Source organism: Streptomyces sp. NBC_00154 (genome assembly GCF_026342835.1).
Taxonomy (GTDB): Bacteria; Actinomycetota; Actinomycetes; order Streptomycetales; family Streptomycetaceae; genus Streptomyces.
The window spans coordinates 6,462,833-6,477,798 of record NZ_JAPEMI010000001.1 but is presented as its reverse complement, the minus strand read 5'-3'; the positions used below and the strand labels follow the sequence as shown (position 1 = coordinate 6,477,798).

The 14,966-nt window shown below is 69.2% G+C and carries 8 protein-coding genes; 1 reads left to right on the top strand and 7 read right to left on the bottom strand.

All coding sequences use genetic code 11. The annotated features are described in order from the left end of the window. Positions 1–38: 38 nt before the first annotated feature. Both OHA03_RS28975 and OHA03_RS28970 read right to left on the bottom strand, forming a co-directional pair. Complete coding sequence (locus OHA03_RS28975) at positions 39–3,293, bottom strand: LamG-like jellyroll fold domain-containing protein (protein ID WP_267006671.1); 3,255 nt, start codon at positions 3,291–3,293, stop codon at positions 39–41. A 238-nt stretch (positions 3,294–3,531) separates the two neighbouring features. Further along, positions 3,532–5,973 carry a GH92 family glycosyl hydrolase gene (locus OHA03_RS28970; protein ID WP_267006670.1) on the bottom strand — a complete coding sequence of 814 codons (2,442 nt, stop codon included), beginning with the start codon at positions 5,971–5,973 and terminating at the stop codon, positions 3,532–3,534. Positions 5,974–6,451: 478 nt separating this feature from the next. Between OHA03_RS28970 and OHA03_RS28965 the strand changes: the two genes are divergently transcribed. Then, on the top strand, positions 6,452–7,072 hold the full coding sequence (locus tag OHA03_RS28965) for a DinB family protein (protein WP_267006669.1): 621 nt from the start codon (positions 6,452–6,454) through the stop codon (positions 7,070–7,072). 70 nt (positions 7,073–7,142) lie between these two features. Here the strand turns inward: OHA03_RS28965 and OHA03_RS28960 are convergent, their stop codons facing one another. The 5 genes from OHA03_RS28960 to OHA03_RS28940 form a co-directional block, all read right to left on the bottom strand. Further along, entirely contained in the window at positions 7,143–8,240 is a 1,098-nt protein-coding gene (locus OHA03_RS28960) for an NADH:flavin oxidoreductase/NADH oxidase (protein ID WP_267006668.1), read from the bottom strand. A 155-nt stretch (positions 8,241–8,395) separates the two neighbouring features. After that, complete coding sequence (locus tag OHA03_RS28955) at positions 8,396–8,776, bottom strand: hypothetical protein (protein ID WP_267006667.1); 381 nt, start codon at positions 8,774–8,776, stop codon at positions 8,396–8,398. Between the two features lie 29 nt (positions 8,777–8,805). Further along, positions 8,806–11,988: a glycosyl hydrolase 115 family protein gene (locus tag OHA03_RS28950; RefSeq protein WP_267006666.1), complete on the bottom strand. Its 3,183-nt coding sequence runs from the start codon at positions 11,986–11,988 to the stop codon at positions 8,806–8,808. 94 nt (positions 11,989–12,082) lie between these two features. Beyond that, positions 12,083–13,618, bottom strand: a complete 1,536-nt coding sequence (locus OHA03_RS28945) for a sodium:solute symporter family protein (protein WP_267006665.1) — start codon at positions 13,616–13,618, stop codon at positions 12,083–12,085. Positions 13,619–13,679: 61 nt separating this feature from the next. Continuing rightward, positions 13,680–14,945: a glucarate dehydratase family protein gene (locus OHA03_RS28940; protein WP_267006664.1), complete on the bottom strand. Its 1,266-nt coding sequence runs from the start codon at positions 14,943–14,945 to the stop codon at positions 13,680–13,682. Positions 14,946–14,966 lie beyond the last annotated feature (21 nt).

Below are 14,966 nucleotides of genomic sequence, written 5' to 3'. Positions count from 1 at the left end.
GACGGTGTTACGTCGCTGCCGGGCCGGCCTCTGTCGTGCTACGGCTGCTCGCTGTCGTGGAGTGCGCTCACCTCGTCGGCGGTGAGAGCCCTGTCGAACACGCTCACCTGGTCGATGGAACCGTTCCAGAAGTCGCCCTTCTGGCCGGCGTACTGGGCGCGGCCCACGGTGAGCGGTCCGGTGCTCACATCGGCGGGACCGGCCGCGGTGGTCGACACGAGCTTCCCGTCGAGGTAGAGCTTGACCTCGTCACCGTCGCGCACACCCACGAGGTGGTACCAGGTGCCGAGTTCCGGCTTCATCTCCAGTCGCGCCCGGTTGCCGCCCGGCGTGCTGAACGCGAAGGCGCCCTGCCCGTACTGGAGGTAGAACGGATTCTCGGTCCGCCTGCCGTCCTGGCTCACGGCGGTCGCGTAGTTGCCCGGGAGCGAGTCCAGCGACACCCATGCCGAGACCGTGTAGTTCCCGGTGGTGTCGACGGCTGGACCACCGGTCTGGGCGTACTGTCCCTGACCGTTGAACTTCAGCGCGGAACCGTGCACACCAGGTGTCCAGGAGGTGCCCTCGCTCAGCGTGAGGCTGCTGTGGTTGGGGCCGAGGTCGGCGGAGGTCGTGCCCTTGCCCTCATCGAGCGGCCAGCTGGCGCCGCCCTTCACCTCGTCGCGGTGTCCGGCGGTCGCACCGGCGGCGATGACCTGCTGGTTGATCTCCCGCACCTTCTCGGGGTCGACCTTGATCTCGCGCCGGTCGTAGGTCCAGAGTCCGTTCAGCTCGTTCTCCAGGTCGCTGACCTGGGTGTAGACCGAGCCGGACAGCTCGGCGTCGGCCGCCGCCAGGTAGTACGTGCGGGTGTTGTCGACGTACTTGGCCGTCAGGGCGTCCTTGTCCGCCACACCGCTGTAGATCGCGGCCGGCGCCCCCGGCCACATGTGTCCAGGGGTACGGAGCGTGAAGCCGCCGTGCTCACCGTCCATCGCGGCACGGTCGTCCGGGAACGGCGCCTCGCGGTTGAGGTAGTCGTGGTGGTCGATGATGTCGCCCTTGCCCGAGTCACCCTTCGAGGAGCAGCAGTTGACACCGCTGTGGGCGTTGACGACACGGGACGGGTCGGCCGCCTTGACCGACTCGGCGATCTTCCCGGTCTCGGTGCGGTCCCACTCGCCCCAGCCCTCGTTGAAGACGATCCAGCCACCGATCGACGGCGAGTTGTGGAGCTGCTGCATCATCTCCTTGCCCTGGGAGAGGAAGGCCTGCCGGCCCTTCTCACCGGTGATGTCGCTGGAGACGAAGTCCTGCCAGACCAGCAGGCCGAGCTGATCGGCGTGGTAGTACCAGCGGGCGGACTCCACCTTGATGTGCTTGCGCACGGCATTGAAGCCGAGGTCCTTCTGTGCCTTGAGGTCGAAGGTGAGCGCGGCGTCGCTGGGCTGCGTGTAGAGACCGTCGGGCCAGAATCCCTGGTCCAGCATGGCGAGCGAGTAGAACGGCTTCCCGTTGAGAACGAGCTTCTGGTAGCCGCCCACCTTCGCGATCCCGATGGAGCGCATCCCGAAGTAGCTGTCGACGGTGTCCTTGGAACGGCCGTCCGTCAGGGTGACGTCGAGGTCGTAGAGGTACGGGTCGTCGGGGGTCCAGAGGTGCTGCTTGCTGACGGGCAGGCTCAGCGGGGTGTTGGCCCGGCCGCTGACCGTGCCGACGACCCGGCCCTTCGTGTCGCGGGCGACCGCCGTGACGCGGGCGCCGGACGAAGCGGCGGCGGAGTTGACGGTCAGGGCGAGGGTGCTCTTGTCGATGTCCGGCGTCGTGGTCAGCGAGTCCACGGAGGCCACGGCGACCGGCTCCATCCACACCGTCTGCCAGATTCCGGAGGATGCGGTGTAGACGATGCCACCCGGGTTGCTGGACTGCTTCCCCTTGGGCTGGTCGGGGCCGGTGGTGTCGGTGACGGCGACGACGATCTCCTGCGGGGCGCCGCCCTTGATCGCGTCGGTGATGTCGGCGCTGAAGGAGGTGTAGCCACCGGTGTGTTCGGCGACCTTCGTGCCGTTGACCCAGACCACCGACCGGTAGTCGACGGCGCCGAAGTTGAGCTTCAGCCGCTTGCCGTCCTTGCCCTTGCCGACGGACCAGCTCTTGGGAACGGTCACGAGCTTGCGGTAGAACATGTGGTCTTCATGGCGTTCGAGTCCGGAGAGCTGCGACTCGACCGGGAACGGTACGGTGATGCGCTCACCGAGCTTCTTGCCGAAGACCGGCTGCTCGTCGGCGGTGGCACCGGCGAACTCCCACGGGCCGTTGAGGTTCTTCCACCGGTCACGCACCTGCTGCGGGCGGGGGTACTCGGGCAGCGGGTGGTTGCGGTCGAGCTTGTCGCCCCAGGTCGTGGTCAGCCGGTGCGTGGAGAGGTTCTTCGCCGTGCGGCTGATCTGGGGAACCGTCTCGCCGCCGGCCTGGAGCCCGCCCTTCCCGTCGTACGCCACCCGGACCTGCTGGCCCTTCTGGACGGGCGAGCTCAGGTCGACGATCACGGCGTGGGAGTTGTTGGACGCCTTGGCGACGGACTTCACCGGCATGGGCGAGGTGTCGGCCTCGATGGCAAGGTGGTCCTGCACGGAGGCGAGGTTCTTGACCTCGTCCTCGAAGGTCGCCTGCAGGCGCCGTCCGTCCTCCGCAACGCTCAGCGCGACCGGGTAGACCTCGAAGTCGGCCGGCGGCGTGAAGGCGGACTCGGGAACGATCTGCTTCTTGAGCTTCGCACTGGACCAGCGCAGGAACATGTTGGCGCCGCCGGTGTCCTGGAACATCTCCAGACGGAACTGGTGCGGCTCGCCCGCGGTGAGGGCAACCGGCTTGCTGGTCTGCTCGTTGTCCCAGTCCGGCAGCCAGTGGTCGATGACGACGTTTCCGTCGATGGAGAGCCTGAAGCCGTTGTCGCCGCTGGCGGCGAAGGTGTAGTCACCCGTCTCGGGGGCTGTGATGCTGCCGGTCCAGCGGGCTGTGGTGTTCTCCGTCCTGCCCGTAGTGGACTCGAACGCCCCGGTCAGACCGGGAAAGTTGATCTCCGGGTCGAGTGCGACTCCGCCGAGCTCGGCGAAGTCGCGTGCGCCCGGCGCGGACATCCGGAAGTACTCGCCCTTCAGCCCGTGCACATCGGCGGTCGGGTCGTCGTCGGTGAAGGCCTTCGCGGCGGCGGTCGATGCGGCGCTCGCGGGGACGCCTGCAGCAGGGGCGGCGGCAGCGGCAGGAACCAGAGTGGCCCCGAGGGGAATCAGCAGCGCGGCCGTACAGGCCATCGATCTGAACAGGACTCTGGGGCGGGGCAGTTGTCGTCTCAAGGCGTCGTCCTCGTCGAGAGCTGAAGTGCCTCGCACACAACGAGGCACGCACACAATCGAACATTGAGCCACAACACCAAACGCATAACAACGGTCGTGCACAGAGAATTTTCAACGATAGAAAATGGTGACCGGCACTCCGGCGAGCAGGCCGTACGACCCGCTCGCCGGGATCCGGAACCGATCGGTATGTCCCCTACCGCGGCAGTCCGGAAGTTGTCGTGCCCCAGCTGGAGTTGGGCGCTTCGGCCAACCGGAAGGCGAGGGTGCCGCCACGGGTGACCAGGCTCGCGTCCGTCCAGGACCGGTCGCTGGTACGCCCGTTGACCCGAACCGCGTCGACGTACGAATGGCCGGCGTCGGCGTCCGGGGCAACGATCGTGATGTCCCTGCCGTGTGCGCGGTCGATCAACGCGTCCGGAAAGAGCGGGGTGCCCAGCAACATCGTGGCGCTGCCCGGCGTCTGCGGGTACAGCCCGAGCGCCGAGAAGACATACCACGCGGACATGGTCCCCAGATCGTCATTGCCGGGCAGGCCGGCGGGGCCCGTACCGTAGACGGTGTCGAGGATCTGACGCACCGTCGCCTGCGTCTTCCACGGCTGTCCCAGGGCGTTGTAGAGCCAAGGGGCGTGGATGCCGGGCTCGTTGGTCGGGTCGTAGCGCAGGGCGTCGCCGCCCTTCACCGACCAGGATCCGTCGGCCTTGTGGAAGAAGGCGTCGAGCCGCTGAGCGGCCCGGTCCCGGCCGCCCATGGCCTCGGCCAGCCCCTGGACGTCCTGCGGAACCATCCAGGTGTACGTGGCGCTGGTGCCCTGCGCGAAACCGAGGTCGCTCCCGGGGTTGAACGGGGTCACCCACGAACCGTCGACGTTGCGCGCCTGGATGTAACCGGTGGTCCCGGTGCCGTCGGTAGCCGTGGAGTTGAACACATTGCGCCACCAGCCGCCGCGCTCCTTGAAGTACGTGGCCTGCTCATCACGTCCGAGCAGTTCGGCCCAGCGGCCGAGAGCCGCGTCGGCCACCGAGTCCTCCAGCGTCTCCGCCGCGCCGCCCCAGCAGTGGCACTCGTCCTGGGGTGCGTAGTGCGACGTCAGGTACTGCGCCAGATTGGGCCGCTGCCCGGTGCACTGGCCGGGGCATCCCGCATCGGAGAGACCGTCGTCGACGGGGACGGTCGCCTGGCGTGCGAGGGACTCGAAGGCGCCTTCGTAGTCGAAGTTCCGCACGCCCATCGCGTAGAAGGTGGCCAGGGTGGCCGCCGTCGGGTCTCCGGTCATCACATGCGTGGCACCGTTGATGTGCACCCAGCGGTCCCACACCCCGCCGTTCTGCTGCGCGAAGTTGTACAGCGACTGGGCGAAGTCGCCGGCGATCTCGGGCTTGAGCAGTGCCAGCAGCTGGATCTGGGCGCGGTACTGGTCCCACCCGGAGAAGTTGCTGTACTGCGCTCCCTGTCCGCGCTTCACCCGGTGCGACGCGCCGTCCATACCCGGGTAGCGGCCGTCTGTGTCGCTGATCAGGTTGGGCTGCATGAGGGAGTGGTACAGCGCGGTGTAGAAGGTCGTGCGCTGCGCGGTGCTGCCGCCGCCGATGCGTACGGAGCGCAGCTCCCGGTCCCAGGTGCGGCGCGCGTCGGCCGCCACGTCGTCGACCCCGGCGTGCGGGGCCACTTCCTCCTTGAGGTTGGCCTCGGCCCCCGCCAGGCTGACGTACGAGATGCCGATCCGCATGTGGACGTCGTTGTCGGCACCGGTGTCGAACCCGACCCAGCCGCCGGAGCCCCGGCCGGCCCGGTCGGCGCCGGTGGCGTAGCCCTCGCCGCCGCTGCCCGTGGTCGCGCCCGGGGCGAGCGTGCCGTCCCTCCAGGTACCGGTCGAGGAGAAGCCACGGTCGAAGGAGGCGCTGAAGTAGAGCCGGTAGTAGCTCTTGCGGTTGTTGGTACCGCCGTTGGCGCGCCGCCCGCAGAACGCGCCGGTGAGCACCGAGCCGGTCACCTTGTGGTGTACGGGATCGATGGCGACCTCCGCGTCCTCGCTGCCGTTGAGCGAGTTGGAGACCCGGAAGAGCAGGTTGGCGGGCTTTCCGGCCGGGAAGCTGAAGTCGGCCACGCCTGAGCGGCTGCTGACCGCCAGGTCGGCGGTCGCGCCGTTGTCCAGCCCGAGGGTGTAACGGCCCGGCACGGCACGCTCGTTGTCGTGCGAGAAGTTCGCGGCGTAGACGGCGTCCTTGGTGTCGGCGGACGGCGAGGAGGTGACGTCCCCGACGAACGGCATGATCGGTACGTCACCGGCGGCGCCCGGGTTGCAGCCGGCGCCGTTCACATGGGTCAGGCTCAGCCCGCGCAGCCGGGTGGTGCCGTAGTCGTATCCATTGGCCGCGCCGGTGCTGGTCTGATCCCCTCTGGTGCTTGTCGGCGACCAGCCGATCATCCCGTACGGGAGCGTGGCGCCCGGGTAGGTGTTGCCGCCGTTCGCGGTGCCGATCAGCGGATCGACGTAGGCGGCGGGGTGCGGGACCAGGCCGGTGGCCGCCTCGGCGGCCGGAGGCATGAACGCCGCAGCGAGCGCGCCGGTGAGGATCACGGCGGCCGTTCGCGCGCCGAAACGCCTCGCCACGGGCAACGGTCTGAGGGCCATGTCGCTTTACCTTCCGCGAAGTTGGACAACGTTGTCGACAGCCGGGGTCCGGCCGGGACGACGTTGATCGGTGCGCGGCCGAGCGTAGATGCCGGCGGCGTGTCAGGGAATGCGCCGAACGGTGTGCCCGGTGAACGAGCGATGAACGACGGCGGTGGGCGGCCGTATCGCCGACCGATTCCCATCTACGCCCCCAGTGGCCGGAGTTGTACCGTCCGGGCGGTGGAGGCGGACATCTACGGCAGCATGGGGGAACGCCGTACCGCGGGCGACCACGACGATGCTTTCGCTCTCGGCAGTGAGCCACCCCCGCGACCGTCGCCGTACCGAGGATCGGCAGCGAACCCGTACCACCGAGGAGAGCCGCCATCGTCAAAAAATGGAGCGCGGTGTCGAACCGGCTGTGACAGGGTCCGGACGAGGGGTGTGCCCCCGAGAGGGTTCCGCACAGTCCGACCAGCCACTCCAGGAGCGTCCGATGGCGACACCACCACGCCTGATCCCTCTGCTGCAGCAGTTCGACTTCGCACGGGGGCGCCTCGCCGACCGTTTGAACGGCCCCGTCATGGACAGCGGCAACGGCACGGACGTCGAGGTCGCGTCGATGACCGACGAAGAGTACCTCTGGGAGCCGGTGCCGGGCTGCTGGTCGGTCCGGCGGCGCGCGGCGGGGCCCGGGCCCGGAGCAACCGTTCTCGTCGGCGCGGGTGACTGGGGCCGCGACGCGACGCCTCCGCCGCACCCCACGCCGCCGCCGTTCACCACCCTGGCGTGGCGGCTGAGTCACCTGAGCGAGTTGCTCGCGCTCCGCGCCGACCACACGATCGGCAGCCACACCCTGACGCGGGACGACTACGTGGTCGCCGGGGACGCCGCCGGGGCGATCGCCGCCTTCGAAGCCGCCGCCACCGCTTGGCGGGAGGCGCTGCTCGGCGCCGACGACACGGCGCTCGACACCGTGGGACACAGCACGTACCCGCACGGCAGCGACCCGGAGGATCCGTTCATCGAAACGGTCTGGTGGGTCAATCAGGAACTGCTGCACCACGGTGCCGAGATCGCTCTGATCCGCGACCTGTTCCGCGCGCGGCGGGGCTGACGCAGAGCCTGGCGCGGGGGCTCGCTACGCACCGAGCCCCCGCCGGGTGTCCGGCGAGGGCTCGTCGGTGTCAGACGGCTCGAAGGTACTGGGCGGGCCTGTGGACCTCGCCGCCCAGTTCGCGCGCCGCGTGCTGTGCCCATGACGGGCTCCGCAGCAGCTCCCGCCCGAGGAGCACGGCGTCCGCCTGCCCGTCGGCCACGATCTTCTCCGCCTGCTGCGGCTCGGTGATCAGTCCCACGGCCGCGACGGGCAGCGAGGTCTCCTCGCGCACCCGCGCGGCGAAGGGGACCTGGTATCCGGGGCCCGTCGTGATGCGGGCGTTCGGAGCGTTGCCGCCGCTGGAGACGTCCAGCAGGTCGACGCCGTGGGCCTGCAACTCCTTGGCCAGCCGTACCGTCTCGTCGACGGTCCAGCCCTCACGGTCGTCCTCGTCGTTCTCGGTGAGCCAGTCCGTGGCCGAGATCCGAAAGAAGACGGGCAGGTCCTCCGGCCATACCTCGCGCACGGCGTCGACGACCTGCAGGGCGAACCGGACGCGGTTGTCGAAGCTGCCCCCGTACTCGTCCGTGCGCCGGTTGCTGTACGGGGAGAGGAACTGTCCTACGAGGTACCCGTGGGCTCCGTGCACCTCGGCGACCTCGAAGCCCGCGTCGAGGGCCCGGCGAGCGGCTTCGCGGAACTGGTCGATGACGCCGTGGATCTCGTCCACGGTCAGCTCGTGCGGTATGGGATGGCCCTCGTCGAACGGGAGCGGGCTGGGGGCGACGGGCTGCCAGCCGTGCTCGTCCGGTCCCACGGGCCCTCCACCCTGCCAGGGGGCAGCGGTCGACGCCTTGCGGCCGGCGTGGGCGAGCTGGATGCCGGCGATGGAGCCCTGACCCTTGATGAAGGAGGTGATCCGCCGGAGGGCGGCCACCTGGGTGTCGTTCCAGATACCGAGGTCGGCGGGGCTGATCCGGCCTTCGGGGCTGACGGCCGTCGCCTCGGTGAGGATGAGACCGGTCCCGCCGGCGGCGCGTGCCGCGAGGTGGGCGAAGTGCCAGTCGGTCGCGACGCCTGCATTCGGCCCCACCGCTTCCGCGCTGTACTGACACATGGGCGCCATCCACACCCGGTTGGGTACGACAAGCGACCTCAAGGTGCAGGGCTCGAACAGGACACTCACGGCGGACTCCGTTTCGCCGGGACGACAGGACCGCTAGTACGATACCTCCCGTACTACGACGTCCGTCAAATTACGAAGGTTCTCGTACAACGCGACAACGCAGGCGAGGCCCTCCCTGAATCCGGGAAGGGCCTCGTCTGCGAGCCGTTCACGACTCAGGCGCGGCGCCGCAGCGTGATCTCCACGTCCGCGTCGTAGCCCTGGGTCCAGCTGCGCCCGGCGCCCGACTTCCAGGTGACGTAGGCGGTGGCCCCGTCGACCCTGACGGCTTCCACCGTCATGGCCCGGTCGCCGTCCCGTACGTCACCGCGGCGCAGCTCCTGCGCCGTGACGGTGACGGGCTCAGCCGACTGCGCGCTCTCCACCTCGTCCGCCGCACGGGCGAGAGCCGCAGCCAGTTCCCGGGACCGGGCAGGGGTGCAGATCAGTGAGAGCTCCCCCGCCGGACCCGATACCCGGACCTCGACCCCCGCCCCAACGGGGGTCACGCCCAGGATCGCACCGTGTCCGTCGGCGTCCTCGATCTCACTCTTCATCGCTCAGTTCCCCTTGCCCGTCCCATGGCTCACTTCAGCCGGAGACTCTCCTGCGGGCCCAGGTAGCTGGGCTTGAGGCCGCCGGTGTCGACCACCAGGTTCTGCAGCACCACCGTCGGGTCGACCATCCAGAATTTCAGCACATGCACACCGGCCCGGCCGATGTGGTGCACCGTACTGGTGCGGTTGACGTTGTCGGAGGTGTTGCGCGCCCACTGGACGTTCATGGTGCCGTCGTCGGATCCCGTCACCGCCGTGACGTTCACCCTCTGCGGCGCGTCGTCGTCGAAGGAGACGGCGTACGTGAGGCCGTCGGACGCCAGCGCGTTGTTCCGGGGCGACAGGTACGCGTGCACCGTGACCGGCCCGGTGGTGAACAGGCTGACCCGGTACTCCAGCCGCGGACTGCCGCCGCCCGGAGTCTGGCGGGCGGCGGTGACCGGGAAGGGCTCCATACCGGCGCCGGTCCGTCCGATTCCGGGGATGCGCTGCCAGGTGATCCCGCTGGCGCCGACGGAACGGGAGTAGTGGTCCGCCTCGATGGAGACGTATCCGTTGGCCTCGACGAACCCTTCGAGCTGCGAGCGCCGCTCCTTGGGGTGGTCGATCACGGCCTGGACGCCGACCTCGCGGCCGTCCGGACCGCTGACCGTGATCGGCACCTCCGTGACACCCTTGGGCGCCCGCGACCAGTCGACGCGGAAGGTGATCCGGTCCTGCTTGTCGACCCGGCCCCTGACGCGGTCGGCGACGAGCCAGGAGGCCCCTGTCCGGATCCGGTAGTCGAACGGGGCGGCGCCCCGGTTGAACACCTCGATGTGCTGTGCGGCCTGGCTCTGGTACGGGCTGAAGGCCGGCAGCACGGCCGGGGAGCTCTCCTCGGGCCACCACTTGTCCGAGCCGTCGACGGCCACGCCCATCTCGGCGCCGGCCGGGAGGTCGATGCGCTTGACCGCGGGGAACAGTACGTCCTTGATGGCGACGTTGTTGAGCTCGGGCTGCTGCCAGGGGGCGTTCGGCCCGTAGCGGGCCACATCGCCGTAGTCGATGTGCGGCTGGGTCTGGAACCCCTGCCACTTCCCGTCGGCGACCTTCGTGTTGAAGCGGTCCGCCAGCGCCAGGTCGTCGGCGAGTCGGGCCTCGGCGGCGGCCGCCAGATCGTTGGTGAGGGCCCGGCCCTGCGCCGCGTAGTGCAGGTTCTTGAACTCGGCCTCACGCAGGGCGTAGAGGTTGGCGGTGGCCTGCACCTCGTAGCCGACCAGCTCGTACCAGGCGTCCTGGACGGAGGCGGGGAGCTTGCGGCCGATCCGTTCGGCGTCGGCTCCGAGCTGCTGCCACTCCTCGGTGACACGCTCCAGCTCGCGGTAGTCGGTGAGGCTGAACGGGGTGGCCTGGTCGTCGTAGACGATCGCCGACGCGTCCTTGGCGGGGTCCTTGGCCGGGTCGAGGGTGATCTTGCGGTTGAGCAGCTCGGGCTTGCGCCGGGACTGCAGCTGCGCATAGCTGCGGAGCACCTCGGCGATGTCCTCGGCCTGCTGCTCGCCGAAGTTCTGCCGGGCGTACTGCTCCTCCCACTCCGGCAGCCGGTCGAGGGTCCAGCGGTCGGGGTTCCAGGCGTACTCCAGGAAGAACTGCGTGGGCAGTTCGTTGCCCTTGAGGTCGCCGACATTGGTGACCCAGAGGCCGTGGTTCCCGTAGGCGGCGGACTGGTGGAGCTGGTCCCACATGTTCGGCAGCGAAGTGGTGTCCACCCACTTGTAGTTGCGACCCACCCCGACGTAGTCGAAGTGGTAGTAGAGGCCGTAACCACCGTCGCGCGCATCGTTCTTGAGGTCGGGGAGCTTACGGATGTTGGCCCAGTTGTCGTCGGTGAGGACGACGGTGACGTCGTCGGGCACCCGCAAGCCGCGGTCCCAGTAACGCTGGACCTCCTTGTAGAGGGTCCACACCTGCGGAATCGTGGTGACGTCCTTGCCGGAGACCTCGGCCAGGATCTGCCGCTGTGTGGCGATGATCTCGGTCATCAGCTCGATGCCGTCGCCGTCCGGCAGGCTGACATCGCCGTTGCCGCGCATGCCGAGGGTGACGATGCCCTCGAAGTCCTCGTCCTTCATCCGGCGGATGCCGTCGGCCCAGTACGCCTTGATCGCCTCGGCGTTGCGGCGGAACGACCACTCGCCGGTGCCGCCGTAGGGGTCGTGACCGGGGGTGGTGATGTTGCCCGCGCTGTCCCGGACGGCGGCTACGGCGTGCCGGTTCCACTCCTCGATACCGCGCATCATGGGCGCCTCGTGCGAGGTGCCCATGACGACGCCGTACGCCTTCGCGGTGGCGTGGTTCTTCGGGTCGTCCTCGGCGAACGCTCGGCCCCAGACAGCCGGCCAGAGGTAGTTGGCCTTGAGGCGCAGCATCACTTCGAAGATCTTGGCGTAGAAGTCGGCGTTGAAGCCGCCCTCGAAACCGGGGGCCTTGCCGGGGCCGAAGAACGCCGGTGCCCACGTGCCGAGCGCCGGGTTCTCGTCGTTGATGAAGAACCCGCGGTACTTCACGACCGGGGTGCCCTGGGTGTGGTGGCCGGGCAGGACGTACAGGCCGTCCCGGTGTACGGGGGTGACGTCGTCCCACCAGTACCAGGGCGACACACCGATCCCCCGGGAGACGTCGTACGTACCGTAGATCGTGCCGCGCTGGTCGCTGCCCGCGATCACGAAGGCACGGTCCACACCGGGCAGCGGCTTCTCGACGACGGTCTGGAGGCTGGTCTCCCACTTGCCCTTGATGCCGGAGACGTTGAGCTTGCCCGCGGCGATCAGTCCGTCGATCAGCGGGCTGCGGCCGATGGTTCCGACGATGACGATCTCGCGGCCCTTCGGTGTCGCACCCCGTGAGAGAACGGGGCGGACACCGGTGACGCGCTCGATGTCGGCCTGGAGATCGCCGGCCACCCGGACGACGCCCGCGTAGTCCCGGTCGCTGACCAGGATCGGGGCCGCTGCACTCGCCCTGAAGAGCGGGAAGCTGCCCGAGCGGGGCGTGAAGGAGATGTACGCGCCGGGATCGGTCGGCAGTCCGGCCGGGCCCGGTGCGGCGGCCAGGGCCTCCGACGAGAGACCGAGCAGCGAGCCGAGAGGCGTTGCTGTCAGGGCGGTGAGCCCCAGTCCGAGCCCCAGAATCGATCTGCGGCTCGCATGTTGCGGGAAGTGCTTGTCCATACTGCTCTCCCAGTTTTGTTCACACCCATGACAAATTGGACGGGTGTGCACCTTGACGAGTTGTCGGGTAGGGGGTACGGGGTTCGGAGCCGCGTCAGTCGGAGGCGCCGGGCACGGCGGCCTGCGGCACCGCGGCAGCCACCGGCTCGCTGTCACCGTCGGGGGCGGGCGACACCGCGGCCACGATCGCGTCGGCCGTCGCGTCGGGCTCCGGGCTGAGCAGGCCCACCACCACGTACACCACCAGCGAGGTCACCAGCGGGGTCACGATGATGACGGTCTGGTCCGTGCTCTCCAGCACGAACTTCACCAGCCCGTAGCCCAGCAGCCCCAGCGCCCAGGAGGACAGGGCGGCGCGCGGCCCGCACTTGCGGAAGAGGGGCAGCAGCCCCAGCAGCATGGGGATGGAGATCGGCCCCATCACGGCCGCGACCAGACCGACGATGATGCCCAGCACCCCGCCGAAGTGATCCGCCTCGATGGCGACGAGCATGCTCACGGTGATGAAGACGACCGTGCACACGCGGGCGATGAGCAGTCCGGTCGCCGGCGGCAGTTCCTTGGCTCGGCGCACGACCGCCGGGATGATGTCCCGGGTGACGACCGCGGAGACGGCGTTGGCGTCCGACGAGGCCATGGCCATGGTGTGCGAGAACATCCCGGCGAGCGTCAGCCCCACCAGTCCGGCCGGCAGGTACGACTCCGCCATCAGCGCGTAGACCTTCTGCGGTTCGGTGATGTCCGGCAGCAGAACGGCCGCGGCGACGGGCGGGAACAGCAGGACCGCCGGCCAGATCACGTACAGCAGCGCGGAGAGCCCGGCCGAACGGCGGGCGGCCTTCGGGGTGTCCGTGGCCATGTAACGCTGGGCCAGGTTCCACATGCCGCCGTTGTACTCGAAGAGCTTCACGACGACGTACGCACCGAGGAAGGTGGCGGTGTAGGGGTCGACCAGCGGGTGGCCGTGTCCCTCGGGCAGCTTGTGCCAGATCGTGCCCAGACCGGATATGCCGTCGCCCAGACGGTCCAGCACCACCCACACCATGGCGAGCGCCGCGACGCCCTGGATGACGAACTGCCCGAAGTCGGTGAGCGCATCGGCCCAGAGCCCGCCCACGGTGCAGTAGAGCAGGGTGACGACGCCGGTGATCAGGATCCCGGCTGTCATCGACATGCCGGTGAACACATTGAGCAGCACGGCGACGGACGCCCACTTGGCGGCCACGTCGAACACCTTGAGCAGGGCGCCGCTCCAGGCGAGCGCCTGCTGGGTGGGCACGTTGTAGCGCTTGGCGAGATATTCGAGCGGCGAGGCGACCGCGTACCGCTGCCTCAGCCGGTTCCAGCGCGGCGCGAACAGCCAGGCACCCACACCGGTGGCCAGCGCGAGCGGCAGGAACGCCCAGACATAGACGGTGATGCCGACGCTGTACGCGATGGCCGCGTAGGCGACGAACACGGCGGCGCTGTAGCCGGACATGTGGTGGGAGATGCCGGACAGCCACCAGGGCATCCGGCCGCCACCGGTGAAGTAGTCGCTCACATCGCCGACACGTCGGTGCGACCAGAGGCCGATGAGCAGCATCACCAGGAAGTAGCCGCCGAGGGCGGCCCAGTCGAGCCAAGCCATGAATGCTCCTTGAAATGCCTTGATGCGCGGCAGGAGTGCGGCAGCCGTCGGCCGCCGCGACTCACCAGCGCGGGGTCTTCTTCTCGTAGTCCGGGTCGATCCGCTGCATGTAACCGGTGTCGTCCCGGTTGCGCAGACCGCAGTCGAGGTACTGCTCGTGCAGGCGGGCGAGTGCGTCGCGGTCGAGTTCGACGCCGAGCCCCGGCCCCTTCGGAACCCGCACGGCCCCGTCGGTGAACGTCAGCGCGCCCGGTTCCACGACTTCCTCGGTCTTCCACGGCCAGTGGGTGTCACAGGCGTAGGTGAGGTTCGGCGTGGCGGCCGCCAGATGGGTCATCGCGGCCAGGCTGATCCCCAGATGCGAGTTGGAGTGCATGGACAACCCCATGGCGAAGTTGTCGCAGATGCCGGAGAGCAGCTTGGAGCGGTGCAGGCCGCCCCAGTAGTGGTGGTCGGAGAGCACCACCTGGACCGACCCCTGCTCGACCGCGGGCGCCAGATGCTCGAACGCGACGACGCACATGTTGGTGGCCAGCGGGATCGGCGTCTGCCTGGCCACCTGCGCCATGCCGTCCAGATCGGGCGTCGGGTCCTCCAGGTACTCGAGGACACCTTCCAGGCGGCGGGCCACCTCGACCGATGTCTCCACGCTCCATGCGGCGTTGGGGTCGAGCCGCAGCGGCACCCCGGGGAAGGCATCACGCAGGGCCAGGACCGCCTCGGCCTCCTCCTCGGGCGGCCGGACACCGCCCTTGAGCTTGATCGCGGTGAAACCGTACTCGGAGATCATGCGGCGCGCCTGGGCGACGACGGCCTCCGGATCCAGCGCCGGACCCCAGTCGTCAGGCTCCTGCCCCGGATGCGCGGCCCACTTGTAGAAGAGGTAGGCGCTGAACGGTACGGAGTCCCGTACCGCCCCCCCGAGCAGGTCACTGACCGGGCGGCCGGCAACCTTGCCCTGGATGTCCAGGCAGGCGACCTCGAACGGGGAGAACACCCGGTCCGTTGCGCTGCTGGTGGTGATCATCCCGGTCAGCCCGGAGCCACCGGCTCCGCTGTCCCCGGAGAGGACTTCGGCGACCTTGCGGTGCATGGCGCCGAGCGCGTACACGTCCAATCCGACGACGGCGTCCGCGGCCGCCCGCAGCCGGCGCAGATGCCCTTCGTCGGCGTAGGTCTCGCCGAGGCCGACAAGGCCTTCGCCGGTGTCGACCTCGACGATCGCACGCAGTGCGTACGGTTCGTGCACGCCGACCGCGTTGAGCAGCGCGGGGTCGCGGAAGGCGACCGGGGTGATCTTCACTGCATGGATCCGGAGGCCGTCCATCACTGTGCCGCCTCCTGCGTG

Bases quoted from the DNA above. Each gene is read 5' to 3' on its own strand.
- OHA03_RS28975 (WP_267006671.1), bottom strand. From the start codon at position 3,293: ATGGCCTGTACGGCCGCGCTGCTGATTCCCCTCGGGGCCACTCTGGTT.
- OHA03_RS28970 (WP_267006670.1), bottom strand. From the start codon at position 5,973: ATGGCCCTCAGACCGTTGCCCGTGGCGAGGCGTTTCGGCGCGCGAACG.
- OHA03_RS28965 (WP_267006669.1), top strand. From the start codon at position 6,452: ATGGCGACACCACCACGCCTGATCCCTCTGCTGCAGCAGTTCGACTTC.
- OHA03_RS28955 (WP_267006667.1), bottom strand. From the start codon at position 8,776: ATGAAGAGTGAGATCGAGGACGCCGACGGACACGGTGCGATCCTGGGC.
- OHA03_RS28950 (WP_267006666.1), bottom strand. From the start codon at position 11,988: ATGGACAAGCACTTCCCGCAACATGCGAGCCGCAGATCGATTCTGGGG.
- OHA03_RS28945 (WP_267006665.1), bottom strand. From the start codon at position 13,618: ATGGCTTGGCTCGACTGGGCCGCCCTCGGCGGCTACTTCCTGGTGATG.
- OHA03_RS28940 (WP_267006664.1), bottom strand. From the start codon at position 14,945: ATGGACGGCCTCCGGATCCATGCAGTGAAGATCACCCCGGTCGCCTTC.